The following is a 26460-nucleotide window of genomic DNA, read 5'->3' as shown; positions in this document are numbered from 1 at the left end:
TTAGGCAGGCTTGAGCGCGGTGCCAACCGCGTATCAAGCCTGTAAAAGGTGTAAACGATGTCCCCGGTCTAATGTGTAAAGGATGTACCGGTCTCTACAGTGAGGGGTAAACCCACCACAAAAACCAAAGCCGAACACGCCCCGCTCCTCCCCACTCAAAACGATGAGCGTTAGCTCGAGTACCGCTTTTGATCGCAGGGCCCGTCGGCAGGCTGAGTGGAGGGATTGATCCGGGGGTGGGAGCGCAGCGACCGTGCGGCGCAGCCGCATGCATCGAGAGGAGGTGCAGCGGAGCAAACCGTAGGCGATGCCCCCGGATCAATCCCGGAGCGAAGGAACCCCGAGCCTAAGCGAGGGGCCGTACGTCAGGGTTAGAGACCTTTTGGTTACTTTTGGGGCGTTTGCCAAAAGTGACCCGCCGTAAGGGCGGAACCCTAAGCAGCCATAACCGCAGCAACGGATCTGCCCCAATCCCAATCCCAATTGACTCAAATTCCCCCTCATGGTCTCCTACACAACTTGTTACGGGTGCCCTTCACAGGGTGAAACGGGAAACCGGTGAATCATGTGCTTTACTCTAAAGCCATGTCAGTCCGGTGCTGCCCCCGCAACGGTAAGCGAGCGAAGCGTCAGATCCACTGTGCCCACAGGCATGGGAAGGTGACGCTTGCAGGTCGGCAGACAGCCACCCCTCGTGAGCCCGGAGACCGGCCCGCAACACACAGTGCGCATCTTGCGTCGCTGAACATAACAAACCCGCGGTGGGCGGGCGCTGTTCGAACCTCTGCGTGCCCGGCCGCAGGGGTTTTCATGCGCTCTATTCACCCGCTGACACTTCAGAGGGAAGCGCCATGTCGATCATCAGCAGCACCGGCAGCAATTCGGACAAGATCTCCAGCACCACCACCCTGAGCCAACGCCTGACCGCCGCCGCCTGCGCGTCGATCCTCGGTGCGTGCCTTGTGTATTTCGCCGGTTTCTCGCACATCGAAGCGGTGCACAACGCTGCTCACGATACCCGCCACAGCGCCGCGTTCCCGTGCCACTGAGACCTGACGACATGATCAAGCGTATTGCGCAGACCGCAGGTTTCACCGGCCTTCTGGCCGCCCTGCTCCTGACGTTGCTGCAAAGCTTCTGGGTATCACCGCTGATTCTGCAGGCCGAAACCTTCGAGAAAGCCGAACCGGTGGCCGAAGTTCACGAACACGCTGCCGGCACCGCCGCCCACACCCACGATGCCGAAGCCTGGGAGCCGGAAGACGGCTGGCAGCGCGTGGTGTCCACCACCGGTGGCAATCTGGTGGTTGCCGTGGGTTTCGCACTGATGCTCGCGGGCCTGTACACCCTGCGTGCGCCGACCAAAACCTCGCAAGGCCTGCTCTGGGGCCTGGCCGGTTATGCGACTTTCGTACTTGCACCGACCCTGGGCCTGCCACCTGAGCTGCCGGGCACCGCCGCCGCGGATCTGGCCTCGCGTCAGATGTGGTGGATCGGCACCGCCGCTTCCACCGCTGTCGGTCTGGCCCTGATTGCATTCAGCCGTCACTGGCTGATGAAGATCCTCGGCGTGGCGATCCTTGCCGTGCCGCACGTGATCGGCGCGCCGCAACCGGAAGTGCACTCGATGCTCGCCCCGGAAGCCCTCGAAGCGCAGTTCAAAATCGCTTCGCAGCTGACCAACGTCGCGTTCTGGTTGGCCCTGGGCCTGATCAGCGCGTGGTTGTTCCGCCGCAAAAGCGAAGGTCAGTACCAGGCATGACCGATGACAGCGCAGCGCCGACCTTCGTGGTCGGCCTGGGCTGCCAGCGCGGCTGCCCGGCCAGCACGCTGCGCGCCTTGCTTGATCAGGCATTACAGGCACATCGAATTGATCTGGAGAAGGTCAAGGCGCTGGCCAGCATCGACCTCAAGCGCGACGAACCTGGCCTGCAGGAACTCGCCGCCCAACTGGCGCTGCCGTTGCTGTATTTCAGCAGCGAAGAACTGGCCAGTTATCAGCAACGACTGAGCCATCATTCACAGATTGCCTTCGAACGCACCGGTTGCTACGGCGTAGCGGAAAGTGCCGCGCTGGCGCTCGCCGAGCAGTTGATAAGCGGCCCGGCAAAACTGCTGATACCCCGGCAAAAATACACCCAGGCAACTCTGGCATTGGCCGGCGCGGCGTAAATTCCCGATAATTCACGCTTTCGATCATGAGCATTCTTCATCTGAAGGGCTTGTGAAGCACTGCCCTGCCCCTTTTCTACAGGATCCAACGATGACCGTTTACTTCATCGGCGCCGGCCCCGGCGACCCGGAATTGATCACTGTCAAAGGCCAGCGGCTGATCCGCAGTTGCCCGGTGATCATCTATGCAGGTTCGCTGGTCCCGACGGCGGTGCTGGAAGGTCATTGCGCGGAAACCGTGGTCAACAGCGCCGAGCTGCACCTGGAACAGATCATCGACCTGATCAAGACCGCCCATGCCAAGGGCCAGGATGTGGCGCGGGTGCATTCGGGCGATCCAAGCCTGTATGGCGCGATTGGCGAGCAGATTCGTTATTTGCGCGAGCTGGATATTCCGTTCGAAATCATTCCCGGCGTGACCGCCACCGCCGCGTGCGCCGCGCTGTTGGGCGCTGAACTGACCCTGCCGGACATCTCGCAAAGCGTGATTCTGACCCGCTATGCGGACAAGACGGCGATGCCGGTTGGCGAAGAACTCGGTAGTCTGGCGCAGCACGGGGCGACCATGGCGATTCATCTGGGGGTCAATCATCTGGAGAAGATTCTGGCCGAGTTGCTGCCGCATTACGGCGCAGATTGCCCGATCGCGGTGATTCATCGGGCGACTTGGCCGGATCAGGATTGGGTAGTCGGAACGCTGGAGGATATTGCCGAGAAGGTGACGACCAAGGGGTTTCGGCGTACCGCGTTGATTCTGGTTGGGCGGGTGTTGGGTAGCGATCACTTTAGCGAGTCGTCGCTGTATCGCGCGGGGCATGCGCACCTTTATCGACCGTGAATGGGACGCGGAGCGTCCACGGCTGCATTCCCACGCAGAGCGTGGGAACGATCAACCAACGAACGATCATCGTCCGGCAGGCATAAAAAACGGCGCTCACGGGGCGCCGTTTTTCATGTCGCAGCGAACACCTTAGTAGTAGGCGTTTTCTTTCTGCGTGTGGTCGGTCACGTCGCGAACGCCCTTGAGCTCCGGAATGCGCTCGAGCAAGGTGCGCTCGATGCCTTCCTTCAGGGTCACGTCCGCCTGGCCGCAGCCCTGGCAACCGCCGCCGAACTGCAACACGGCAATGCCGTCTTCAACCACATCGATCAGGCTGACCTGACCGCCGTGGCTGGCCAGTCCCGGGTTGATTTCGGTTTGCAGGTAGTAGTTGATGCGCTCGTTGATCGGGCTGTCGGCGTTGACCATCGGGACTTTGGCGTTTGGCGCCTTGATGGTCAGCTGGCCGCCCATGCGGTCGGTGGCGTAGTCGACGACGGCATCATCGAGGAACGCTTCGCTGAACGAGTCGATGTAAGCGGTGAAGCTTTTCAGCCCCAGCGCCGTGTCTTCAGGTTTCTCTTCGCCCGGCTTGCAGTAGGCAATGCAGGTTTCGGCGTACTGGGTGCCAGGCTGGGTGATGAAAACGCGGATGCCGATGCCCGGGGTGTTCTGCTTGGAGAGCAGATCGGCCAGGTAATCATGGGCGGCGTCGGTAATGGTAATAGCGGTCATGGAAACTCCTCGCAGGCTTGGGGCGGAGTTTACGCCAATCGGCGCGCGGCACAAAGTCCTAGTATTTACGTAGGAATAGTTCGCAAATCGGCTAGGTGCCAGGTTCACCGTCAATCCGCGCTTTAAGCCATTGATAACTGCGTTTTTCCACCCATTCGTAGCTCAGCCACGAACCGATAGCGATGGCCAGCGCACAGACGACAAACATCAAATACGGGTTGATCCCGTAGCGTCGGGCCAGATAACCGCCGGCCGACAGCACCAGCACGTGCATCAGATATACAGAGTAGGAACAGTCGCCCAGCAGCTTCAGCAGCCTGTTGCGCTCGACATGGCGCTCCAGCGCCATGCTGGCCATGACCAGCACCGCACTGGGCACGCCCCAGTTCAGCAATCGGGGTTCCGGCGGCAGGTGATAGATAGCCAGCAACGCCGCACTGATCCCCAATAAGGGCAGCCACAGCGCCGGGCCGATCCAGCCGCGACGGTAGAGCATGCCGATGCCGATCCCCAGCAGGAACTCATAAACGATGTCCGAGCGATAGAACTCGCTGACCCAGCCAAATCCGGTCCAGGCCTGGCACACCGCGAACAGCAGCGCCGCGACCACCAGCAAGCGCACCTGCAACCGAAACAACAGCGCCCAGGCGAACAACACGTAGAACAGCATTTCGTAATTCAGGGTCCAGCCGACATTCAGGGTCGGGTAGATCCCGTAGCCGCCGGGGTTTTCGGTCGGGATAAATAGTAACGACAGGAACAGATGACTCCAGTCCACCGTCTGATCCGGCAGCAATGGCCGGGCGAACACCACCAGCAACGCCATCAGCACGGTGTAGAGCCAATACGCCGGGACAATCCGGAACAGTCGATACAGCAAAAACCGCGCGGGCGGCAGCGCCTTGCCTTCAGTGGACAGGAAAATCACCAGCCCGCTGATCACGAAAAAGATATCGACGCCCACGGCACCCTTGTCGATGAACAGCTGACCTATCGGCCCCCGCGCCTCGAAGTCGAAGAAAATCTGCATGAAATGATGGCAGACCACCGCCCACGCGGCGAGCGCTCGCAGGGCCTGCACTGAAATCAACATCGATGGCGCTCCCGATCCCGTACTTCACAGAATTGGGACAACCGCCATCGCTCAAACGATCAAAGATTCTCGTACCGGTTCATGTCCAGCACGCCCTCTTCCACCGGCTCGGTTTCGTGGATGTACTGGCTCAAATCGTGGAAATAGAACCAGAACTGCGGATGACTGCGGCGAATCCCCCAGCGCTCGACGACTTTCTCGAACTGCGCCGCGTCCTTTGCCCCTTCCATCGCATCGACAAACGCCGGCACCTGGTCTGCCGGAACGTTGAACATGAAATTCGGGTAGCTGCTGAGCACGCCCGGGTAGATCGTCAGCGTGTCCAGGCCCGGCTGATAACGCAGCGATTCACCGAGCAGGAACGCCACGTTGCTGTGGGCGCGGTTGCGCAGCAGGCTGTAGACCTCGCGCTTGCCGCTGCGGGTTTCAACCCGGAGCATGGTGGCTTCCGGCAATTGATCGATCACCTTCAGGCCCGCCGCCGGGCGCGAAGTCAGGCGACTCAGCGCCTGTTCGGCGTTTTGCAGCGCCGGGTCGATGTTCGGGCGCGAGCAATAGGCGTCTTCACAGCGGTTGATCGGATCCGGACGCGCGTTGAGATCGCCGTAACGCGCCAGCAATTGCATAGCGAAATCGCGTTTCGGGTCTTTCTCGTCGAGTTTCAGCGCGGTCGGCTTGTCGTCGTCGATGGCTTCGTAATCGAGCCACATCTTGAACTGGCCGCTGCTCTGGTACCAATCGTCGAGGTAGCCCTCACGGGAATCGGCGGGCATCAGGCGCAGGAAGTTCTGTTCGGCGCCGTTGCGGATCAGGTCGAAATACAAGCGCGTTTGCGCCTGATGGGAGACGTTGCCGAACACATCGAAATTCACTGCCAACTGATAATAGGTGCGCTCCAGCAGCGGATAGTCGAACAGCCACATCGTCTGCGGCACCTCGCCGATCAGGCCCTTGGTCACCGAAGCGCTGTCGAAGTGGCGGAAGATGCTGAGCAAGGCGTTATCGTTGCCGGCCCACAGGGTCGACCAGCTCGGCGCCGGCAGGTCGGCGTAGCTGTCACGGCGCAGGGCTTCGTATTGGTTTCGCTTGTTGCGGTAGTTGTGCCACAGGCTCAGGACGCTGCCGACATCGTCGTTCTGCCCCGGCATGGCCAGCAATGGCGTGGCCTGGCCGCGATAGTTCGGGTCGGTGATGTAGAGGTCGTGTTCCGGGGCCTGGAACAACGCCCAGAAGTTGTCGCGGATCACGTCAGTCGCGATCTGCCCACGGCACACCGGGCCGCGAATGAAGGTGCGCACGAAGTATTCTGCGTTATCGAGCATGAACTGATAGCGCGCCTGCGCCGGAATCGCCTCAAAGGTCGCGAACGGGTTGGCCCGGCTCTGCGGCCCGTAGCCCGGCAAGGCATTGACCTGCCAGTTACCGTTGTAGAACAGGCTTTTGACCCGCGCCATCTTCGCCGCGCTCAGCGGATAAGTGATGTGGGTCTTGTGCACGATCACGCCCTGCACCGGCCACAGGCGGTAATACACCTGAGTACCCGGATCGTCGTTCGGGCGACGGGTGGCGATCAGATCGATTGGTTGCCCGGTCGGCGTGCGCGAGCGCACCCACTGGAAGTAATGCCCCGGCTCGCCGTCCTTGAAATAGATGTGCGCGAGGAACCAGTGCTCGAACAGCCAGCGCCCGACCAGACTTTCCCGCGCGCCAGGCTGGTTGAGCAGATTTTCCCACTGGACGATCTGCATCGCCTCCTTGGCGCTTGGCGCCAGGCCTTGCTCATCGATCGGTGCGCCGGAAGCGAGCCAGCGTTGCAGTGTCTGATATTGCTGATCGGTCAGCCCGGTCACCGCCAGCGGCATTCCCTCTCTCGGATGGGCGCCGGCATAGCCTTCGAACTCGGCGGGCATCGCGCACAGGTTTTCGCGGTTGAGACCCAGGACAATGTCTTGCGGCAGTTTGGCGTTGGGGGTCAGCGGGGTTTTGTGTCCCAGCTCCAACATGCGCGCCATCAGTGCGGCCTGGCTGCCCTGGGCGTCGAGCACCGAGTAGAAGTCTTTCTGCTGCCAGGCCCGCTTGCCGAAGGCGTCATAGAACAACCGCGTGGTCGGTGCCGCCTGGGTGCGTTCGCCATCGTAGACCGGCATCTTGCTCGCGCCCCGCGCTGCGCCTTCACCGCTGCCCAGGTTGAGCTGACAGGCAGAGTCATAACACGCATGGCAGGCCACGCACTTCTCGGTGAAGATCGGCTGAATATCGCGGCTGTAAGAAATAGCGGGAGAAATCGAGGGTTGCTGCGCAGCGGCGCCCCAGCTTAAGAACAGCAAAAAAATGCTGATGACGCGGTACGACATGTCCCTGATCCTGATCCTGGAGAAAAACGCCGCGATTCTACCGTTATGACGCTCGTACCAACATGAGCGATATTCATGCAAAAGCGCCACATGCTCTAAAACCGCACAGGTTTGTTATGATCCCGGCCCTTCGTCATGGTCTTTTTCGAGTAGCCCCAATGTCCGATCGCAGCGTCCGCCTTCAAGCTCTCAAGCAAGCTCTCAAAGAGCGCATCCTGATTCTCGACGGCGGCATGGGCACGATGATCCAGAGCTACAAGCTCGAAGAGCAGGATTATCGCGGCAAACGTTTCGCCGACTGGCCGAGCGACGTCAAGGGCAACAACGACCTGTTGGTGCTGACCCGCCCGGACGTGATCGGCGGCATCGAGAAAGCCTATCTGGATGCCGGTGCCGACATCCTCGAGACCAACACCTTCAACGCCACGCAGATTTCCATGGCCGACTACGGCATGGAAGAACTGGTATACGAACTCAACGTAGAAGGCGCCCGTCTGGCGCGCAAGGTCGCCGACGCGAAAACCCTCGAGACCCCGGACAAGCCGCGTTTCGTCGCCGGTGTTCTGGGCCCGACCAGCCGTACCTGCTCGCTGTCGCCGGACGTCAACAACCCGGGCTATCGCAACGTTACCTTCGATGAGCTGGTGGAAAACTACACCGAGGCCACCAAAGGCCTGATCGAGGGCGGCGCGGACCTGATCCTGATCGAAACCATCTTCGACACTCTCAACGCCAAAGCCGCGATCTTCGCCGTGCAAGGCGTGTTCGAAGAACTGGGCTTCGAGTTGCCGATCATGATTTCCGGCACCATCACCGACGCCTCCGGCCGCACCCTGTCGGGCCAGACCACCGAAGCGTTCTGGAACTCCGTGGCCCACGCCAAACCGATTTCGGTCGGTCTGAACTGCGCCCTAGGTGCCCGCGAATTGCGTCCGTACCTGGAAGAGCTGTCGGACAAAGCCAGCACCCACGTTTCGGCGCACCCGAACGCTGGCCTGCCGAACGAGTTCGGCGAGTACGACGAACTGCCGGTGGACACCGCCAAGGTCATCGAAGAATTCGCCCAGAGTGGTTTCCTCAACATTGTCGGCGGTTGCTGCGGCACCACCCCGGGCCACATCGAAGCCATCGCCAAAGCCGTCGCCGGCTACGCGCCACGGCAGATTCCGGACATTCCCAAGGCTTGCCGCCTCTCAGGCCTGGAGCCGTTCACCATCGATCGCAGCTCGCTGTTCGTCAACGTCGGCGAGCGGACCAACATCACCGGTTCCGCAAAATTCGCCCGCCTGATCCGTGAAGACAACTACACCGAAGCCCTGGAAGTCGCCCTGCAGCAGGTCGAGGCCGGCGCCCAGGTGATCGACATCAACATGGACGAAGGGATGCTCGATTCGAAGAAGGCCATGGTGACCTTCCTCAATCTGATTGCCGGCGAACCGGACATCTCCCGCGTGCCGATCATGATTGACTCCTCGAAATGGGACGTGATCGAAGCCGGCCTCAAATGCATCCAGGGCAAGGGCATCGTCAACTCGATCAGCATGAAAGAAGGCGTCGAGCAGTTCATCCATCACGCCAAACTGTGCAAGCGCTACGGCGCGGCCGTGGTGGTGATGGCGTTCGACGAAGCCGGCCAGGCCGACACCGAAGCGCGCAAGAAAGAAATCTGCAAACGCTCCTACGACATTCTGGTCAACGAAGTCGGCTTCCCGCCGGAAGACATCATTTTCGACCCGAACATCTTCGCCGTGGCCACCGGCATCGAGGAACACAACAACTACGCTGTGGACTTCATCAACGCCTGTGCCTACATCCGTGACGAACTGCCGTATGCCCTGAGCTCCGGCGGCGTGTCCAACGTGTCGTTCTCGTTCCGTGGCAACAACCCGGTGCGCGAGGCGATTCACTCGGTATTCCTGCTGTATGCGATCCGCGCCGGCCTGACCATGGGCATCGTCAACGCCGGTCAGCTGGAGATCTACGACCAGATCCCGCAGGAACTGCGCGACGCCGTTGAAGACGTGATCCTCAACCGCACGCCCGAAGGCACCGACGCCCTCCTCGCCATCGCCGATAAGTACAAGGGCGATGGCAGCGTCAAGGAAGCCGAGACCGAAGAATGGCGCAGCTGGGACGTCAACAAGCGTCTGGAGCATGCGCTGGTCAAGGGCATCACCACCCACATCGTTGAAGACACCGAAGAGTCCCGTCAGTCCTTCGCGCGCCCGATCGAAGTGATCGAAGGCCCGTTGATGTCCGGCATGAACATCGTCGGCGACCTGTTCGGCGCCGGCAAAATGTTCCTGCCGCAGGTGGTGAAATCCGCCCGTGTGATGAAACAGGCTGTGGCGCACCTGATTCCGTTCATCGAACTGGAAAAGGGCGACAAGCCGGAAGCCAAGGGCAAGATCCTGATGGCCACGGTGAAGGGCGACGTGCACGACATCGGCAAGAACATCGTCGGCGTGGTACTGGGTTGCAACGGCTATGACATCGTCGACCTCGGCGTGATGGTGCCAGCCGAGAAGATCCTGCAGGTGGCCAGGGAGCAGAAGTGCGACATCATCGGACTGTCCGGCCTGATCACCCCGTCGCTGGATGAAATGGTCCACGTGGCCCGCGAGATGCAGCGCCAGGACTTCCACCTGCCGTTGATGATCGGCGGCGCGACCACCTCCAAGGCACACACGGCGGTGAAGATCGAACCGAAGTACAGCAACGACGCAGTGGTCTACGTGACCGACGCCTCCCGCGCCGTGGGCGTGGCGACGCAGCTGCTGTCCAAGGAACTGAAAGCCGGTTTCGTTCAGAAGACCCGCGAAGAGTACATCGACGTCCGCGAGCGCACCGCCAACCGCAGCGCCCGCACCGAACGCCTGAGCTACGCCGCCGCGATCGCCAAGAAGCCGCAGTTCGACTGGGCCACTTACACCCCGGTCAAACCGACCTTCACCGGCACCCGCGTGCTGGACAATATCGACCTCAACGTCCTGGCCGAGTACATCGACTGGACGCCGTTCTTCATCTCCTGGGACCTGGCCGGCAAGTTCCCGCGCATCCTCGAAGACGAAGTGGTCGGTGAAGCCGCGACCTCGCTGTACAAGGACGCCCGCGAGATGCTGACCAAGCTGATTGACGAGAAGCTGATCAGCGCCCGTGCAGTGTTCGGCTTCTGGCCGGCCAATCAGGTGCACGACGACGATATCGAGCTGTACGGCGATGACGGCAAGCCAATGGCCCGCCTGCATCACCTGCGCCAGCAGATCATCAAGACCGACGGCAAACCGAACTTCTCCCTGGCCGACTTCGTCGCGCCGAAGGACAGCGAAGTGACCGACTATGTCGGTGGTTTCATCACCACCGCCGGGATCGGTGCCGAAGAAGTGGCCAAGGCTTATCAGGACGCTGGCGACGATTACAACTCGATCATGGTCAAGGCCCTCGCCGACCGTCTGGCCGAGGCCTGCGCCGAGTGGCTGCACCAGCAGGTGCGTAAGGAGCACTGGGGTTACGCCAAGGATGAAGCGCTCGACAACGAGGCGCTGATCAAAGAGCAGTACTCCGGCATCCGCCCTGCTCCCGGCTACCCCGCGTGCCCGGATCACACCGAGAAGGCCACGCTGTTCGCCCTGCTCGACCCTGAGGCCCAGGAAATGCGCGCCGGTCGCAGCGGCGTGTTCCTGACCGAGCACTACGCGATGTTCCCGGCGGCAGCGGTCAGCGGCTGGTACTTCGCCCATCCGCAGGCGCAGTACTTCGCGGTGGGCAAGGTCGACAAGGATCAGGTGCAGAGCTACACCTCGCGCAAAGGCCAGGAACTGAGCCTGACCGAGCGCTGGCTGGCGCCGAATCTGGGTTACGACAACTAATCCGGCTTCATGCGACACCCTGTGGGAGCCAATTGGCTCCCACAGTTATTTCTGTGGCTTCAAAGGCGTTGGCTATGCTTGTCTGACACACACGGCAGACGAGGGATTTATGGACGATCCAGTCGACAACAAGCCACCGACGTTCTGGCAGATGCTGCATAGCGTCATGGCGGCGGCGTTCGGGGTGCAGAGCGGCAAGAACCGGGCAAGGGACTTCACCCACGGCAAGCCCAGCCATTTCATCTTTTTGGGTATCGCGTTCACGGCGGTGTTCGCGCTGACGCTGTTCGGCATTGTGCAACTGGTGGTGCACCTGGCGGGCGTCTGACGGCCCTAGTGCATCAGGGTCTGCAGATTGAACGGGTAGCGATACGAAACCGGGCGCCCTTTCGCCGAGAGCTTGCGAAAGTGCACGCCGTAGTCCGGCGAGGCGCCCATGGCAAGGATTCGGCGGGCATGATCCCTGTCGATCAGTTGCAGCAACGGAATCTGCCGATCCCGGCCGCCATACTGATTCAGATCGACGCCTTGCGCGTGATCATGCAGCTCGACCAGTGCCCAGCCACCCAGGGTGAAATGGCCGCCGAGCAACGCGCTCAGACGCCCGTCGACCACCGCCTGCAAGGCTTCGGGCGAGGTGTTGACCGCGCTGAACAGCACGTCCTTGCCCGGAACCTTGCCGGCCTCGGACGCGGCACGCATCACGCCGAAGGCCATTTCATCATTGGCTGCCCATACCAATGAAACGTTGGGATAGCGGACCAGCAACTGCTTCGCCTGCTCGTAAGCCCGCTGCTGGGTCCAGCCGCCATAGACCAGTTGCCGCAAACGCACCTGCGGATTCTCCGCCAAGGCCCGCTGCATGCCCTTTTCGCGCAATTGCGCCGATGGCGTGATCTTGAGGCCGGAAAACGCCAGCAGATCGATGCTTTCACCGGGCGCCACGGGCGGATGCAGGCGAATCAGTTCCTTCATCATCAGGTAGCCGCCCTCCTCGTCGTTGGGCACCAGGCTACCAATGCGATCCGCGCCCTCTGTCACCAGTGCCTGCTGGTTGGACGTCAGTCCCGAGTTGACGATAAAAAGCTTCACACCACTGCCATTGGCCAAGCGCAGAATCTGCGGTGCCACGTACTGTTCGTTGACGAACACCAGATAATCCGGGCGATCTGGCCCCTGCAGGGCCAGTCGCGCCTGAGCCAGGGTCAGTTCCGGCTGACGCTGGGCGTAGAGGATGCGCAGGTCGATGCCCAGATCCCGGGCGGCAGCCTGCATGAATTGCGAATAACTGACCCAGAATGCTTCCTGCGTCGAGCCCGGATTCAGGAACAGCACCGACTCCGCACGCGCGCAGGTACCGAAAACCGCGCCGAACAGCAGCAGGCTGAGGTGAAGAAGCTTGAACATGAATCATCCGGGCCCAAGGAAAAATGGCCGCGCATTATAGCCATTGATCACCTGGCCTTTGGCGCTTGATCCCGCCTTTTGTCCGACAATCGTCGCAAGCGGGGCCCGGACGAGTCGTTTTACTGATGGCTGACCCAGAATACCGCCGTTCCAACGACCAGAATGATCAGGAACAGAATCGCCCAGGCATCGACGCTGCTATCGCTTTTCCTTGCTTTGGTTGGGTTGCTCATTGCATCGCCTCCTGTCGGTTTTATCGGTGATTGCAGAAAGACTCGTCCACAGTAAAGACGATGATTGTCCGCACGACAAATGTGGTTTAGTTGACAGTGATTCTTTTTAGGCGATTTGGTTCTTTACATATACTCAAACATCACTTTTGCGCATAACTGCAAACGGGTATATTGCCCCGGCTCCGTCAGGGAGTGCGCGGCCGTGCGCGCAGAATTGCAGAGGAACCATCGGACTTCAGCAAGCGAAAACGCAGCGTTTCCGAGTGGCCAAAGCCTGAGAACAGGACTTATATGTACGTATACGACGAGTACGATCAGCGGATCATCGAGGACCGCGTCAAGCAGTTCCGTGATCAGACCCGACGCTATCTGGCAGGTGAGCTGAGCGAAGAAGAATTCCGCCCCCTGCGCCTGCAGAATGGCCTGTATATCCAGCGTTTCGCGCCGATGTTGCGAGTGGCGGTGCCTTACGGCCAGCTGACCTCGCGTCAGGTGCGCATGATGGCCAAGATCGCCCGCGACTATGACAAGGGCTACGCCCACATCAGTACGCGGCAGAACGTGCAGTTCAACTGGCCGGCGGTCGAAGACATCCCGGACATCCTCGCCGAACTGGCCACTGTGCAGATGCACGCCATCCAGACCAGCGGCAACTGCCTGCGCAACGTCACTACTGACCAGTTCGCCGGTGTCGCAGCCGACGAGTTGATCGACCCGCGTCCGTGGTGCGAAATCGTTCGTCAGTGGACCACGTTCCACCCGGAATTCGCCTACCTGCCACGCAAGTTCAAGATCGCCGTCAACGGTTCGACTTCCGACCGCGCGGCCATCGAAGTCCACGACATCGGCCTTGAGCCGGTACACAACGCTGCTGGCGAACTCGGTTTCCGCGTGCTGGTCGGCGGTGGTCTGGGTCGTACCCCGGTGGTCGGTGCGTTCATCAACGAGTTCCTGCCATGGCAGGACCTGTTGAGCTACCTCGACGCGATCCTGCGGGTGTACAACCGCTACGGGCGTCGCGACAACAAATACAAGGCGCGGATCAAGATCCTCGTCAAGGCGCTGACGCCGGAAGTCTTCGCCCAAAAAGTCGATGCCGAGATGGAACACCTGCGCGGCGGCCAGACCACCCTGACCGAAGCCGAAGTCCATCGCGTCGCCAAACACTTCGTCGACCCGGACTACAAGGCACTGAGCAGTCAGGACGCCGAACTGGCCGCCCTCGACAAAGAGCATCCGGGTTTCGCCCGCTGGCGCACCCGCAACACCCTGGCGCACAAGAAGCCGGGCTATGTGGCCGTGACCCTGTCCCTGAAGCCGACCGGCGTTGCACCGGGTGACATCACCGACAAGCAGCTCGACGCCGTCGCCGACCTGGCCGACCGCTACAGCTTCGGTCAACTGCGCACCTCCCACGAGCAGAACATCATTCTGGCCGACGTCGAGCAGAGCCAGCTGTTCACCCTGTGGGGCGAGCTGCGCGAGCAAGGTTTCGCCACTCCGAACATCGGCCTGCTGACCGACATCATCTGCTGCCCTGGCGGTGATTTCTGCTCCCTGGCCAACGCCAAGTCGATCCCGATCGCCGAATCGATCCAGCGCCGTTTCGACGACCTGGACTACCTGTTCGACATCGGTGAACTGGACCTGAACATCTCCGGCTGCATGAACGCCTGCGGTCACCACCACGTCGGCCACATCGGCATCCTCGGTGTGGACAAGAAAGGTGAAGAGTTCTACCAGGTCTCGCTCGGCGGCAGCGCCAGCCGTGACGCCAGCCTGGGCAAGATCCTCGGCCCTTCCTTCGCCCAGGAAGACATGCCGGACGTGATCTCCAAACTGATCGACGTGTACGTGGAACAGCGCACCGAAGACGAGCGTTTCATCGACACCTACCAGCGTATTGGCATCGACCTCTTCAAGGAACGCGTCTATGCAGCGAATCATTAAGAACAACGAGGTCGTCGACGAAACCTGGCACCTGCTGCCCAAGGATTTCAACATCGACGAAATCAGCAACTGTGACGACCTGATCGTCCCGCTGCAGCTGTGGCGTGAACACGCCCGCATGCTCAAGGCCCGCGATGGCGGTCTGGGTGTGTGGCTGGACGCCGATGAAGAAGCCGAAGAAATCGGTGACGACGTCAATGAGTTCCAGGTGATTGCCCTGAACTTCCCGGCGTTCACCGATGGCCGCAATTACTCCAACGCCCGCCTGCTGCGTGACCGCTACGGTTTCAAAGGTGAACTGCGGGCGATTGGCGACGTACTGCGCGACCAGCTGTTCTACATGCGCCGTTGCGGTTTCGATGCCTTCGCCCTGCGCGCGGACAAAGACCCGTACGATGCCCTTGAAAGCCTCAAGGACTTCTCGGTGACCTATCAGGCCGCCACTGACGAACCGCTGCCGCTGTTCCGTCGCCGCTGAACATGCGCCTGAGCCCGGCTACCGGGCTCAGGATCGCACCGTTTCCCCCCACTGTTTCAGCTCACAGGCGCGCAGAACCCTGTGCTTGCACACTGCTCAGTCCTGGATGCCGGGCCAGGGCCTGTTCGGTCAACTGTCGGGTCAGTCTCGCCATTTGGTTTCGATAGTTTTCGAAGATCGCCATCATTCTTTGAGTCGCAACCGGCCGTGGCAGCTCTGCCTGCACCTCCAGTCGCGCGAACGCGTCAGCACTGTCATTCAGCAGGGTCAGAAACTGTTCCCGATATATCGTATGCAAGTACTGCGACCAGAAAGGCTGTGTCTTGATCGACGCCAGCAGTGCGGGTGAGTTTTCTGCCTTGACGACCTCGGTGTAGGCCCGGTCCAGTTGCTCTTCGGTGATCTCGACATCGAGTCGGACATTGATGTCCCGTGGCTGGGCAGGCAGATCCAGTCGCTGGGCAAGCCCGACCCGGTAGCCGAGGTTCAGCTCCAGCGCCTGCTGACGACTGAGCGTGCCATCCTGCGTACGGCTGCTTATCTCGATCAACGCCTGCTTTTCCACTTCCTGCAAACGGAACAGGCCCCGCAGCAACCGGATCAGCTCCCCTTCAAGAGACTGCGCACCGGAGCGCGCAGCCTCCATTGCCCGGTAACACAACACCCTGACTTCGATATCACTGAACAGAGCCGAGGCATCTGCAGCACTGACTCGACCGACCCAGGCCATTCGAAACAGCGCGTTACGCAGTTCATCGCTTTCTGAAGCGGCCTGCAACACGTTCCAGACTCGCTGGGCCAACTGTGTATGTTGGCGGGTGTAGTCGGCGGTGTAACGCATTTGCTCGAGCACCAGAAAGAAATCCCTGGACCGCGGGTTGGTGATCAATGCCGCCCAGGTCCGCTGCATCTGGACGACCAGATCGCCTGCCACGCCCGAGACCCAGTGAGCACCCAGTGCATCCGTACGCAGCGCCTCCGGCACTCGCTGGATGTAGTCGGCAGTAATCACGCCCAGACTGATGCCACGATCCCGCTGGTAGGTTGCGATTGCTCTCAGGGTGGCAGGCGAAAGCGGATTGCCGTCGACATTAGTACCTCGGTTCAGCTCCAGACGAGCCGTGAACACTGAGTCGGGCAGTGTCGCGATCATGTTGTCACGCAGATCCAGGGTTTGCAGTTCAGCCAGACCGTATACGCCCAATGGCCACTGACTGATGCCACTGGCACGCAATGACAGGTGACGCAAGCGACTCCAGGAGGTCACGGCCGGCAAGCGGCCGAGATCAGGATTGAAACTCAGGTTCAACGATTGCAGATGTGTCATTGCGGCTAGCGAAGCCTGTGCTTCAGCGGTCAGATGAATCTGATTGTTGCTCAGATTCAGATGGGTCAGCCGTGACATGCTCTCAAGCGCCAGGGGAACCCGAGTCAGCCCGTTTCCGGTCAGGCTCAAGTCGTTCAGATTGGGGAAGTTATGCAAAAAAGCATTCAAACCGGCACTGGCGCCCACATTGTCCATTACCAGTGCATTGACATGTCGGAAGTCGGCGACGATGACAGGCAGGTCGCCAAGCGGTTGCGGATCAAACACCAGTCTGTAGAACGTCCGGGAGGCTTGCGTTACGGTAGCGGATTCCCTGCGCCAGGCCTGCAGAATCGCCTGGGCGGCCCTTGCCTTGCTGCGCGGAGGAACTTTGCGCCTCGGGCCGTCGCCCACCTGATATCGGGTGTCGCGATGAACCCATTGCTCCAGCGTATTACGCATTGACTCGTATTGTTGCCTCAACCCCTCGAGCGTCCGGACTGCCAGTACATCGTCGCTGTCCAGTGTCTTCACGAAATGATCGATTTGCGCAGCCGAATGCGAGGGGAACAACTCCCGGGCACGTTGTATCAGTACAGATGATCGCCTGGATGCCGGGTCTGCAGGTGGCTCGGCCAGCCAGGTCGATCGTTCCACCAGGCGATCAGCCAGGACCATGGGCGAGCGATAACCTTCACGCAACGCTTCCTTTTCCAGCAGGCGGGCGAAAACCTCGCGTCGTTGATGAGCCATCGCAGTGATTTTTCGACGCAAGACCTCCTCTCCTTTGTCGACGTCAACCTTCAGGGATTTTCGTGCGTGCTCCGGCAGGCCGTCCCACAGCGCATGAAAGAAACTCTCGCGAGTGCGACCGTCGTGAGTTGTAAGCACTTTTTCGTCCGCATCGAGTGCTTGAAATCGATCCGTGTAGGCTTCGATAAAAACCTTGTGGCGCGCAGTCGTACTGCCGATACTCGCGCGCTCGTCCGAATGCACCGCCCACTCCACAATCTCGATGAACACGTCGGCAGGCCACCCCGGCAGACTGGCCAGGCTATCCAGCACCAGCAGATCGCTGGACAGCCCACAGGCGGCGTCCAGATAAAGTCCTTCGTAGGCGCGATTCAACCGAACGACTTGCTCATAGCGCCGCGCTTCTTCGGCCAGACGCAAAGGCACGCTACCGGACTCGAGCTCTTCCAGTTCTCCCGAATCAGCGTTGGCCACCAGTTCATCGGCAACGCTCGCTGGCAGACCGGCAAATGCCTCACGTACCGGCTCGGCCAGGGATTCGCGAAGAACGTCGGTCTGGAGATCGACCCGATGGAACAGTCCCAGGCGTGATTTGTTCGCCTTGCCGGCGATCACGACCCTCAGCTGTTCGATCTGTCCGGCCTGGTCAGCGGGCGCCGAGCCTAGCAAGCGCAATCGTTGAGGGCTGTCGAGACCGGCCAGCAACACCGGATAGTAATCACCCTTGTGAAGCCGTTCTTCGCCGATCTTCAACCGCTGTAGCGCCTTTGCCGGACCATAGCGTTCGATTTCCTTTCCGACGACACTGACCACACTCACCGCGAGGTTTTTTGGCCACCCAGGGGCGGACGTAAGGAGGAAAAGTTGCAAGTCCGGATTGGCAGCAGAAGCGGATAAAGGGTTATTCAACTGTTTCATGAATTGCTCGACAGCCGCATCGGCGCGAAATCGCCTGACGCTGTCGACGAGCACGGCCATCGGCTTGCTTCGATCAATGAACAGTTGCCGCAACGGCTGTTCGCCGATATCGATGGTCGCCAGGACTTGTAAAGCCTGCGCATCGGTAAGGTGTTCCTGGCGATACCCCAGACGACGGAACAGTCTCAGGCGGTTCCAGTCCTGGGGAAGTTCGGAGTCGTGTCGCCAGGCGCCGGCGCGGTTGGTTTCCAGTACGGGGGAGTAACGGTCCGCCACGTCAGGATGGGCCACCTCCCAAACATCGGACTCAGGCCTCGGCCGTACGACATAATTGTCGGAGTCAATGCGCAAAAAAAGGTTGCTGTGCTCTCGGACGAGCCCCTGTTCGTCCATTTCGATCCCGCGAGGCATCGCCCGGTGTCGCCTGTAGGCCGCCAGATCGACATTCCACAACCGCAGCACACCCGACGAGATAGGCACTGAACGCAGTCGCTGGATGAAGGGGGAGGCCCTGACCACCTTGTAGGTACCGATCGCTACCTTTACGCCTGCGGTCGCAGCAGACATTACAATCAGGTTCTCGATGGTATCAAAGAGATAATCCGTGGCCCGCTCCTGGTCCCCCGCTGCCCAGCTGGAAATACCTTCGTAAATATTGTCAAGCAACTGGATACCGGCCACGGCAAACATGACTTCACCAACAACAGGCACAAATGAGGCGAAGAACAGTGCCGTATTGAACGCAATGGTTTTGTAGGTATCGAGCCTGGCCAACCGGGTCTTTTCGTCCTCGTCATCCGTCGGGATCACCAGCAATCGTGCATCTGCGCGGATGCGTTCGGCCTGCATCTGGAACATTGCCCGAAACAGATCATTCTTATGCTCTTTACCCAGATCAAGCTCTTCGAGCGGGAGATAGATAGAGTCCTTGGGCAGGATCGGAGGTGTCACCGACAACAAGCGCTTATCCAGAGCAGCGAGAAACTCGGGGCGATCCTTGAGCTTGATGAACCCCATGAAAAAACCGAGAAATTCGGTTGTTCTCAGGCGACGACTTAGATCTACCTCAAATCGGTTAAACGACAGATACTCTTTCAAAGGGTGCAGCGAATCACCCGGCAGGTAAATCACACATCGGTCGTCGTTTTCGCTGACGGGCGCTATGGATATCGGACCATGCAGTTGTACGCCCAGTATTTTCAGAGTCTTGTACGCGAGGACATTCTGATCCGGTTGGTTCGATGACTCTTCGTTCCCCACGGTATGAAGCATACGGTATACATCGGCACTGATATGTTTTTGCAGGCAGGCAAGATGCCGTTCGACCGCGAATCGATCTTTGGCATAGACCAGACCTTTATCAAGCAGGCTGCCAGTTTTATTCTTGTCACCGAACAAATCAGCCACATGGGCTTGATATTGCTTTCCCAGATCCAGATCTCGACAAAGCTTGGCAAACTCATGAGGCTCAATTGAAAGTGTCCGACTGACATGCCCCGTTATCTTTTCCGGAATATAGAGATGTGATTGTTCATGATAATTCTGGGGCAGTGTCTCGCTGACTTCAAAGTTTTCACATGCAGCGGTCAATAGATCCCGTTCAATCGGCAGCACAAGTTTTCGTCGCAGCCCAAGCAGGCTGGAAGTGGAGCGCACATGTTGAAATACCACCCCCTCCACCTGAAAAGGTTCGGCCAACCTGTCGGACATGGCCTTGGCCAGTAAAGGTTTGCAGAATTGCTCCGGCGACTTGAATGCTCGCAACGCGCTGACCGCAGCGTTCCTCGACCCATAGCTGGACTTCAGGCTTGCATATAAGTCATTCCGAACTTCGGCTGATGACTCAAGCATCCAGGCAGGGGTATGTTTTTTCAACAGATCAAAATGCACACCCTGTTCAGCCGGTGTCATTTCTAAAGTTATTTTTTCGTCTCGCCCAACTTCCATGTAAAACATCCATCAAACAATTTTGAATAATCAGCCTAGAGCCGGGGCCAATTAAAAAAAAGCATAAATAGTTGATGGATACGAACTATGAAACAGCAGTAACTTTAGACTTTAAACTATGTATGTAAAGCACATCGTTTCAATAAAAATGCAGAGGGGGCAGTTGGCATTTGCCGCCGACGCCCCCACGGAGCATTACCAGAAACGCTGCTGGGTCAGACGACTCCACCAGCTCAGCAACACGCGATCCACCGAGCCGCTGGCCGCCATGCCGATCCGCTCCTGCAGGCTTTTGCGTTCGGCGTAGTGCAGGTGATAGACCTCGGACTGTTTGGCGCGCTCGGCCAGGTATTCGTCGCTGGTCTTGAGTTCGTCGACCAGTTGCTTGTCCAGTGCCGCGATGCCGAGCCAGACTTCACCGGTGGCGACCTCGTCGATCGCCAGCTGTGGGCGATAACGGGCAACGAAGTTCTTGAACAGCTGATGGGTGATGTCCAGGTCTTCCTGGAATTTCTCCCGGCCCTTCTCGGTGTTTTCACCGAACACGGTCAGGGTGCGTTTGTATTCGCCGGCAGTCAGCACTTCAAAATCGATATCGTGCTTTTTCAGCAGGCGATTGACGTTGGGCAACTGCGCCACCACACCGATGGAGCCAAGAATGGCGAATGGCGCGCTGATGATCTTCTCACCGATGCACGCCATCATGTAGCCGCCGCTGGCTGCGACCTTGTCGATGCACACAGTCAACGGCACGCCGGCTTCACGGACGCGCGCCAGTTGCGACGAAGCCAGACCGTAGCTGTGCACCATGCCGCCGCCGCTTTCCAGACGCAGGACCACTTCGTCCTTCGGCGTGGCCAGGGTCAGCAGCGCGGTGATTTCGTGGCGCAGGCTTTCGGTGGCCGAGGCCTTGATGTCGCCATCGAAGTCCAGCACGAACACCCGAGGTTTGGCCTCGGGTTTCTTCTTCTGTTTCTTCTCGGACTTGGCCTGGCCCTTGCGCAAGGCCTTGAGCTGATCCTTGTCGAGCAGGGTCTGCTCCAGACGCTCACGCAGGCCTTTATAGAAATCGTTGAGCTTGCTGACCTGCAACTGGCCCGCAGATTTGCGCCGGCCCTTGCTGCGCAACGCAGCAAAACTGGCCAGCACCACCAGAATGGCGATGACCAGCGTCACGGTCTTGGCCAGGAAACTGGCGTATTCAGTGAAAAACTCCACAGTGACTCCTTCAAACGATGCGCGGTCATAAAACACACGCGGGAATTGGCTCCAGCATACCCATGCACCGGCCGGTCGGCCAGCCGTGAAACCTCTGGCAACAAGGCTGGAACGGGCATTTCAAACAAGCGTATGTTTTTTCATTGACAGCTCACCGTCATCCCCATAACCTCGCCACAACCTTCAACGTACCGGGATGACGCGGACGTGGGCAGCATCTACTTGATTCGACATGGCCAGGCCTCCTTCGGTGCAGACGACTATGACGTCCTGTCGCCGACCGGTGTACGCCAGGCAGAAATCCTCGGCCGTCACCTCGCCGAACTCGGAATCAGCTTCGACCGCTGCCTGTCGGGCGACCTGCGCCGCCAGCAACACACGGCCAACAGCGCGCTGGAACAGTTCGCCGCCGTCGGCCTGCCGGTACCGGCTCTGGAAATCGATTCGGCGTTCAACGAATTCGACGCCGACGCCGTGATCCGCGCCCTGCTCCCGGCCATGCTGCCGCAAGAGCCCGAAGCGCTGGAGATTCTGCGCAACGCCGCACAAAACCGTGGCGAGTTCCAGCGCATCTTCGCCTTGATCATCGAACGCTGGCTCGCCGGCACCTACGACACACCTGGCCTGGAAAGCTGGCTGGGTTTCGTCGAGCGGGTCCAGGCCGGTCTGCACCGAATACTCGAACAAGCCGACAACACCCAGAAAATCGCGGTGTTCACTTCCGGTGGCACGATCACCGCCCTGCTCCACCTCATCACTCAAATGCCTGCCCGGCAGGCCTTTGAACTGAACTGGCAAATCGTCAACACCTCGCTCAACCAGCTGAAGTTCCGCGGTCGCGAGGTGGCTCTGGCTTCCTTCAACAGTCATGCACACCTGCAACTGCTGAAGGCCCCGGAACTCATCACGTTTCGCTGAGTCCGGATTACTGTGACCCTGCTGCAATCAACCAAAAAGGATCGAACCATGACCTCCGTAGCTGATGCCGTAAAAGCAATGCAAGCCAAGTTCAACCCAGCCGCCGCTGCCGGTCTGGATCTGGTCTTCGGTTTCAACATCACTGACGAAGACAAGCAATACGCCCTGATCGTCAAAGACGGCACCTGCGACATCCAGGAAGGCGAAAACCCGGACGCCAACTGCACGCTGGTGCTGGACAGCGAAACCCTCAAAGGTATCGTCAGCGGCGAAACCGACGGCATGCAGGCTTTCATGGGCGGCAAGCTGCGCGTTGAAGGCGACATGATGCTGTCGATGAAACTGTCCGAGCTGTTCCCGGCGTAAACGTCCGGACGCAATTCGCGAATCCCGCCTCTGGCGGGATTCGTGCTTTCAGAGGCCGATGATCTCCAACCATCAACGTGTTGAACCCGGCGCTCTTTCCAGCTCTCGCTGAATATCTCGAAACGCAGTGGCCGCTTCACTTCCTTCAGCCAGATGCTCAGCCATCGACCCAGTCAGCATTTTTTTGTCGGTGACATCCCAGTCAATCGTGATGACAAACGTGTCGCCCCCAAGAGTCACAAACAACCAATAGGAATCCACCGGTCTGTCCGGTTGGGAGAACGCACTGTAGGCATATCGAATCTGGCGACGAAGATCCGGTGTATCGAGAACCAGCCCCTCTGTATCCACCTTCGGATAACGCTCTTCCATCGCAACCAGCACTTTGGTCAGAAACTCGTCATTCGAAATGCCCCTCAACGGATCAGGACTGTTGCGCAGCATGGTGACAGGACTCTGTGCGGAAGGCGTACCCATAAAACGCGGTCGATACATTCCCGAGCTGAACCATCGTGTCGCGTCAAAGCGCGTTTCTTCAGGGCTCCAGTCGCCGTAATACATCATTACCCTGGCGGACATTTGATCTTCCTTGCTGTAATAAAAAAATACCGTAGTGATGAACACTGCCAGCAAGATGAGCAGAAGGCAGTTCTTTCTCGATAGACGCAGCATGCTCAAGCGGGTCTGTATTCAAGAAGGTGGGCCGGCACCCCGGTGGGGGTATCCCCGGAACGGACATCACGATGTGCACCCAACGCATCCAGCGGGTAACCCACGGTTTTCTCGTGAAAACTGCGGCTGTCCTCATGTGCTACCAACTTGCGCTCCTCATCAGTAACCGTTGAAAGGGGTTTTTGCGGGGCCTTTTCATCTGGAAGCTCAGCCGTCGGGTTCTTCGCTGTCTTACGGTGTTCTGCAAGCTTTCGTTGATACTCGATATTCTTGCGGGTGTAGCTTTCCATCGCCTCCCTGTCGGAGGCCATCCGCTGACGCGTGCCGGGCACCGATTGCCGCTCCGCGTTGGTGCCATAAGTCGTGTCGTAATTGCTGCGACGCGGAAACGCCATGACGGTTGTCCGGGTTGCATTAGCCATGATTTGCGCGAGGCTGAGTTCATAATGAGGGTCTTCGCCCTCGAGCACCCAACGCTCGGCGTTGATGCCCAGCCCGGTGCGACAGGCATAAGAGTGAATCTTTGCACCGTATGCAAACGCTTCCGGCTTGAACATTTTCGCCTGGGCATCACGTAATCGGTAACTTTCACGCTTATCCAGCTCGTATCCCAGCTCGATTGCACCCACTACGCCATGGGAGAAAAAATCGAGCTGTTTGATTTCTCTGCCGCGACGTTGCCGGGTAAAGATGAAATCCACCAGGCCGGATATTGAATCCAGTTCCCGGTATTGCGCGCCATGATCGCGCTCGACTACCAGTTTCAAGGCCGCCAGCAGGTTTTGCGGATAGTCATCCTTGAAAATCAGAAAGACGCGTTGTTTCGAAAAACTTGGCGTGCCTTCGGGGTACTTCGTCAGTTGTCGGATGCCTTGATTGATGAAGCGCATTTTATTGCCCTTCTGCCCGCGCCAGTTTTCTATCGTCGACATGTAGGAAGCCCCCACCACGGTCACATAATCCTGTGCCAGCGTGCCCGTGACCTGAGTCGTCGCATGCTGATCAGTGGTCTTGGCCTGTTTCTTCTTTGGTGCAGCCACGCGTCGCCCTCCTTAATAGTCGATGCCCAGGGCATCCAGATGGAGGGCCGCTTCCTTGCCCCACTGAACAACAATGGATGTCGGATCGGCTGTAAATACCCTCTCGGCATTGCCATGGTTGTCGGTATGGCCGACCATGCGCTGTCCATCGCCGGTTTCGATGCAATAGAGCATGTCGGGAATTGCTTCGCCGGTGGTTTCGTCCACCAGCTGGAAGCGTTCACTGTGTTTTGGCACGGTGACAATCGGGCTGAAAGGCGCGGAACCGACCTGCGTGCCGACAAAAACGTCGCCGGAGCCGGTAATGATCATTCCGCCATGGGCTGTGGCGCTGCCGAGGAAGGCGATTGGCTTGCCGTTGATCAGGATGTTGCCGATGCCCTCGGTGACGGAATCACCGCAGGCGGTGGTATCACCGACTCGCAGCACAGGCATGCCATTGATGTTCACATTGGGTGAACCGCTGGTGCTGGGGTTGGTACCGTGTCCAGTGATCGGGCAGGCATTGAGATCGCTGAGGCGCGCGGCAGGTTTTGCCATCATCTACATCCTTGTATGAGCGGAGGCCGCGAAATTTACCGGATCTGCCCTGTGGGTGAAAGGCTGGCCTCCTGCCTGCCCGTCTCTGCCGTGACCGGTGTCACAAACGATGCAGCCAGCAGTTCCCGCGTATACGGGTGTCGGGCCGAATGAAACAACCCGGCCGTTTCGCCGCGTTCCACCACCTCGCCATCCTTCATCACGATCAGATCGTGGGCCAGCGCCCGCACCACCGCCAGGTCATGACTGATGAACAGATAAGTCAGACCGTGCTCCTCCTGCAATCGGCGCAACAACGCGACGATCTGTTTCTGCACCGTGCGATCCAGCGCCGACGTCGGCTCATCGAGCAGGATCAGATCCGGCTTGAGCACCAGCGCCCGAGCGATGGCGATACGTTGCCGTTGCCCGCCGGAAAACTCGTGGGGATAGCGATGACGCGTCGCCGGATCGAGCCCGACTTCCTTCAGTACATCGATCACAGCCTGCTCGCGCGCCTGCGCATTCAAGTCGCTGTGCACCTGCAGACCTTCGGCAATGATCTGCTCCACACACAAGCGCGGACTCAGGCTCCCGAACGGGTCCTGAAACACCACTTGCAGGCGTTTGCGCAGCGGACGCAATTGCTTGCCGCTCAGTTGTTCGAGCGCCTCGCCCTTGAAGCGGATGTTGCCGTCGGCGTCGATCAGACGCAGGATCGCCTGACCTAAAGTGGACTTGCCCGATCCGGATTCACCAACAATGCCCAAGGTCTTGCCCCGCTGCAGTTTCAAATCGATGCCGTTGACCGCGTGCAGATACGTCTTGGCCCGCAGCCATCCGCCACCCAGCGGAAAACGCACATTCAGATCACGAACCTCGAGCAGATCTTCCGCTGCATCACGGCAAAGCGCCGCGCCGCCGGGTTCGGCGTTGAGCAATTCGATGCTGTAGGGATGCTGCGGCGCGCGGAACAATTGCTCGCAAGTAGCCTGTTCGACGATTTCGCCCGCGCGCATCACCGCCACCCGCTGGGCGATGGTGCGCACCAGATTCAAGTCATGGCTGATGATCAGCAGCGCCATGCCCAGACGTTGTTGCAGTTCCTTGAGCAGCAACAGAATCCTGCGCTGGACCGTGACGTCGAGGGCCGTGGTCGGCTCATCGGCAATCAGCAATTGCGGTTCGCACGCCAGCGCCATGGCGATCATCACCCGCTGCCGCTGCCCGCCGGAGAGCTGATGCGGATACGCCTTGAGCCGCTCGCGCGGACGTTGAATGCCCACCAGTTCCAACAGCTCCAGAATCCGTTTGCGCGCCGCAGTGCCCGCCAGGCCTTTGTGCAGCGCCAGGCTTTCGCCGAGTTGGCGCTCAATGCTGTGCAACGGGTTGAGCGAACTCATTGGCTCCTGAAAAATCATTGCGATGCGGTTGCCGCGCAGTTGCCGCAGATAGCGCTCGTGCACACCCAGCAGCTCTTCGCCGCCATAGCGGATGCTGCCGTCGATCTGCGTGATGTTCGGGTCCAGCAGTTGCAGAATGCTGTGGGCCGTTACCGACTTGCCGGAGCCGGACTCGCCGACCAGGGCCAGGCATTCCCCCGGACAAATGTCGAGGTCGATGCCGTGCACCACTTCCTGCCCTTTGAAGGCCACCCGCAGGTCGCGTATTTCGATCAGATGTTCACGCATA

At 59.4% G+C, this 26460-nt stretch carries 20 protein-coding genes and 1 riboswitch; of the genes, 10 read left to right on the top strand and 10 right to left on the bottom strand.

What is annotated here, in order from left to right:
- Window positions 1-509: 509 nt before the first annotated feature.
- A riboswitch (cobalamin riboswitch) is annotated at window positions 510-731 on the top strand.
- A 120-nt stretch (window positions 732-851) separates the two neighbouring features.
- The 4 genes from CAF80_RS28250 (at window position 852) to cobM (ending at window position 3010) form a co-directional block, all read left to right on the top strand.
- Window positions 852-1049 carry a CbtB domain-containing protein gene (locus tag CAF80_RS28250; protein ID WP_039768819.1) on the top strand — a complete coding sequence of 66 codons (198 nt, stop codon included), beginning with the start codon at window positions 852-854 and terminating at the stop codon, window positions 1047-1049.
- Between the two features lie 11 nt (window positions 1050-1060).
- A complete protein-coding gene (locus tag CAF80_RS28245; RefSeq protein WP_039768821.1) occupies window positions 1061-1762 on the top strand; it encodes a CbtA family protein in 702 nt (233 codons plus the stop codon).
- Complete coding sequence (locus tag CAF80_RS28240) at window positions 1759-2172, top strand: cobalamin biosynthesis protein (protein ID WP_074690340.1); 414 nt, start codon at window positions 1759-1761, stop codon at window positions 2170-2172. Before CAF80_RS28245 ends, CAF80_RS28240 begins: the two co-directional genes overlap by 4 nt.
- A gap of 91 nt (window positions 2173-2263) precedes the next feature.
- On the top strand, window positions 2264-3010 hold the full coding sequence (cobM, locus tag CAF80_RS28235) for a precorrin-4 C(11)-methyltransferase (protein WP_074690338.1): 747 nt from the start codon (window positions 2264-2266) through the stop codon (window positions 3008-3010).
- Window positions 3011-3142: 132 nt separating this feature from the next.
- Here the strand turns inward: cobM and nfuA are convergent, their stop codons facing one another.
- The 3 genes from nfuA to CAF80_RS28220 form a co-directional block, all read right to left on the bottom strand.
- Window positions 3143-3727 (bottom strand): Fe-S biogenesis protein NfuA, encoded by a 585-nt coding sequence (gene nfuA / locus CAF80_RS28230; RefSeq protein WP_007959519.1) that lies wholly within the window; start codon window positions 3725-3727, stop codon window positions 3143-3145.
- Between the two features lie 91 nt (window positions 3728-3818).
- Complete coding sequence (locus CAF80_RS28225) at window positions 3819-4820, bottom strand: acyltransferase (protein WP_074690336.1); 1002 nt, start codon at window positions 4818-4820, stop codon at window positions 3819-3821.
- A 59-nt stretch (window positions 4821-4879) separates the two neighbouring features.
- Window positions 4880-7174, bottom strand: a complete 2295-nt coding sequence (locus CAF80_RS28220) for a fatty acid cis/trans isomerase (protein WP_074690334.1) — start codon at window positions 7172-7174, stop codon at window positions 4880-4882.
- A 158-nt stretch (window positions 7175-7332) separates the two neighbouring features.
- Here CAF80_RS28220 and metH point away from each other — a divergent pair, with 158 nt between their 5' ends.
- On the top strand, window positions 7333-11043 hold the full coding sequence (gene metH / locus CAF80_RS28215) for a methionine synthase (protein ID WP_039768830.1): 3711 nt from the start codon (window positions 7333-7335) through the stop codon (window positions 11041-11043).
- Window positions 11044-11152: 109 nt separating this feature from the next.
- A complete protein-coding gene (locus CAF80_RS28210) occupies window positions 11153-11371 on the top strand; it encodes a DUF2970 domain-containing protein (RefSeq protein WP_007959515.1) in 219 nt (72 codons plus the stop codon).
- A gap of 5 nt (window positions 11372-11376) precedes the next feature.
- On the opposite strand, the gene CAF80_RS28205 is transcribed toward CAF80_RS28210, so the two are convergent.
- On the bottom strand, window positions 11377-12450 hold the full coding sequence (locus CAF80_RS28205; protein ID WP_039768832.1) for an ABC transporter substrate-binding protein: 1074 nt from the start codon (window positions 12448-12450) through the stop codon (window positions 11377-11379).
- 524 nt (window positions 12451-12974) lie between these two features.
- Here CAF80_RS28205 and CAF80_RS28200 point away from each other — a divergent pair.
- Together CAF80_RS28200 and CAF80_RS28195 are read left to right on the top strand one after the other, a co-directional pair.
- On the top strand, window positions 12975-14633 hold the full coding sequence (locus CAF80_RS28200) for a nitrite/sulfite reductase (protein ID WP_085668220.1): 1659 nt from the start codon (window positions 12975-12977) through the stop codon (window positions 14631-14633).
- Window positions 14617-15111: a DUF934 domain-containing protein gene (locus tag CAF80_RS28195; protein ID WP_007959510.1), complete on the top strand. Its 495-nt coding sequence runs from the start codon at window positions 14617-14619 to the stop codon at window positions 15109-15111. The genes CAF80_RS28200 and CAF80_RS28195 overlap by 17 nt, the downstream gene beginning before the upstream one ends.
- Window positions 15112-15172: 61 nt before the next feature.
- Here CAF80_RS28195 and CAF80_RS28190 read toward each other — a convergent pair whose 3' ends face one another.
- Window positions 15173-20035, bottom strand: a complete 4863-nt coding sequence (locus CAF80_RS28190) for an NEL-type E3 ubiquitin ligase domain-containing protein (protein WP_170928304.1) — start codon at window positions 20033-20035, stop codon at window positions 15173-15175.
- Between the two features lie 195 nt (window positions 20036-20230).
- The gene (sohB, locus tag CAF80_RS28185; protein ID WP_074690330.1) at window positions 20231-21253 is read right to left on the bottom strand and encodes a protease SohB; all 1023 of its coding nucleotides are present in this window, start codon (window positions 21251-21253) and stop codon (window positions 20231-20233) included.
- Window positions 21254-21460: 207 nt separating this feature from the next.
- On the opposite strand from sohB, the gene CAF80_RS28180 reads away from it, so the two are divergent.
- Window positions 21461-22171: a histidine phosphatase family protein gene (locus CAF80_RS28180; protein WP_085668223.1), complete on the top strand. Its 711-nt coding sequence runs from the start codon at window positions 21461-21463 to the stop codon at window positions 22169-22171.
- 48 nt (window positions 22172-22219) lie between these two features.
- Window positions 22220-22537, top strand: coding sequence for an SCP2 sterol-binding domain-containing protein (locus CAF80_RS28175; RefSeq protein WP_007959502.1), 318 nt, complete (start codon window positions 22220-22222; stop codon window positions 22535-22537).
- Between the two features lie 72 nt (window positions 22538-22609).
- Here CAF80_RS28175 and CAF80_RS28170 read toward each other — a convergent pair whose 3' ends face one another.
- Genes CAF80_RS28170 through CAF80_RS28155 form a run of 4 tightly spaced genes read right to left on the bottom strand, consistent with a single transcriptional unit; the run spans window position 22610 to window position 26459 of the window.
- On the bottom strand, window positions 22610-23209 hold the full coding sequence (locus tag CAF80_RS28170; RefSeq protein WP_039768838.1) for a hypothetical protein: 600 nt from the start codon (window positions 23207-23209) through the stop codon (window positions 22610-22612).
- Window positions 23210-23211: 2 nt separating this feature from the next.
- Window positions 23212-24249, bottom strand: coding sequence for a hypothetical protein (locus tag CAF80_RS28165; protein ID WP_039768839.1), 1038 nt, complete (start codon window positions 24247-24249; stop codon window positions 23212-23214).
- A gap of 12 nt (window positions 24250-24261) precedes the next feature.
- On the bottom strand, window positions 24262-24789 hold the full coding sequence (locus CAF80_RS28160) for a PAAR domain-containing protein (protein ID WP_085668224.1): 528 nt from the start codon (window positions 24787-24789) through the stop codon (window positions 24262-24264).
- A 35-nt stretch (window positions 24790-24824) separates the two neighbouring features.
- Window positions 24825-26459 (bottom strand): ABC transporter ATP-binding protein, encoded by a 1635-nt coding sequence (locus tag CAF80_RS28155; protein ID WP_085668226.1) that lies wholly within the window; start codon window positions 26457-26459, stop codon window positions 24825-24827.
- Window position 26460: the final 1 nt, after the last annotated feature.

Source organism: Pseudomonas sp. B34(2017) (genome assembly GCF_002112915.1).
Classification (GTDB): Bacteria; Pseudomonadota; Gammaproteobacteria; order Pseudomonadales; family Pseudomonadaceae; genus Aquipseudomonas; species Aquipseudomonas pharyngis.
The sequence above is the reverse complement of the archived record's forward strand: the minus strand, read 5'-3'. Positions and strand labels throughout refer to the sequence as shown.

What these genes read in the sequence shown, in the direction of transcription:
- CAF80_RS28250 (WP_039768819.1), top strand. Translation starts at nt 852, where the DNA reads ATGTCGATCATCAGCAGCACCGGCAGCAATTCGGACAAGATCTCCAGC.
- CAF80_RS28245 (WP_039768821.1), top strand. Translation starts at nt 1,061, where the DNA reads ATGATCAAGCGTATTGCGCAGACCGCAGGTTTCACCGGCCTTCTGGCC.
- CAF80_RS28240 (WP_074690340.1), top strand. Translation starts at nt 1,759, where the DNA reads ATGACCGATGACAGCGCAGCGCCGACCTTCGTGGTCGGCCTGGGCTGC.
- cobM (WP_074690338.1), top strand. Translation starts at nt 2,264, where the DNA reads ATGACCGTTTACTTCATCGGCGCCGGCCCCGGCGACCCGGAATTGATC.
- nfuA (WP_007959519.1), bottom strand. Translation starts at nt 3,727, where the DNA reads ATGACCGCTATTACCATTACCGACGCCGCCCATGATTACCTGGCCGAT.
- CAF80_RS28225 (WP_074690336.1), bottom strand. Translation starts at nt 4,820, where the DNA reads ATGTTGATTTCAGTGCAGGCCCTGCGAGCGCTCGCCGCGTGGGCGGTG.
- CAF80_RS28220 (WP_074690334.1), bottom strand. Translation starts at nt 7,174, where the DNA reads ATGTCGTACCGCGTCATCAGCATTTTTTTGCTGTTCTTAAGCTGGGGC.
- metH (WP_039768830.1), top strand. Translation starts at nt 7,333, where the DNA reads ATGTCCGATCGCAGCGTCCGCCTTCAAGCTCTCAAGCAAGCTCTCAAA.
- CAF80_RS28210 (WP_007959515.1), top strand. Translation starts at nt 11,153, where the DNA reads ATGGACGATCCAGTCGACAACAAGCCACCGACGTTCTGGCAGATGCTG.
- CAF80_RS28205 (WP_039768832.1), bottom strand. Translation starts at nt 12,450, where the DNA reads ATGTTCAAGCTTCTTCACCTCAGCCTGCTGCTGTTCGGCGCGGTTTTC.
- CAF80_RS28200 (WP_085668220.1), top strand. Translation starts at nt 12,975, where the DNA reads ATGTACGTATACGACGAGTACGATCAGCGGATCATCGAGGACCGCGTC.
- CAF80_RS28195 (WP_007959510.1), top strand. Translation starts at nt 14,617, where the DNA reads ATGCAGCGAATCATTAAGAACAACGAGGTCGTCGACGAAACCTGGCAC.
- CAF80_RS28190 (WP_170928304.1), bottom strand. Translation starts at nt 20,035, where the DNA reads ATGGAAGTTGGGCGAGACGAAAAAATAACTTTAGAAATGACACCGGCT.
- CAF80_RS28175 (WP_007959502.1), top strand. Translation starts at nt 22,220, where the DNA reads ATGACCTCCGTAGCTGATGCCGTAAAAGCAATGCAAGCCAAGTTCAAC.
- CAF80_RS28170 (WP_039768838.1), bottom strand. Translation starts at nt 23,209, where the DNA reads ATGCTGCGTCTATCGAGAAAGAACTGCCTTCTGCTCATCTTGCTGGCA.
- CAF80_RS28160 (WP_085668224.1), bottom strand. Translation starts at nt 24,789, where the DNA reads ATGGCAAAACCTGCCGCGCGCCTCAGCGATCTCAATGCCTGCCCGATC.
- CAF80_RS28155 (WP_085668226.1), bottom strand. Translation starts at nt 26,459, where the DNA reads ATGCGTGAACATCTGATCGAAATACGCGACCTGCGGGTGGCCTTCAAA.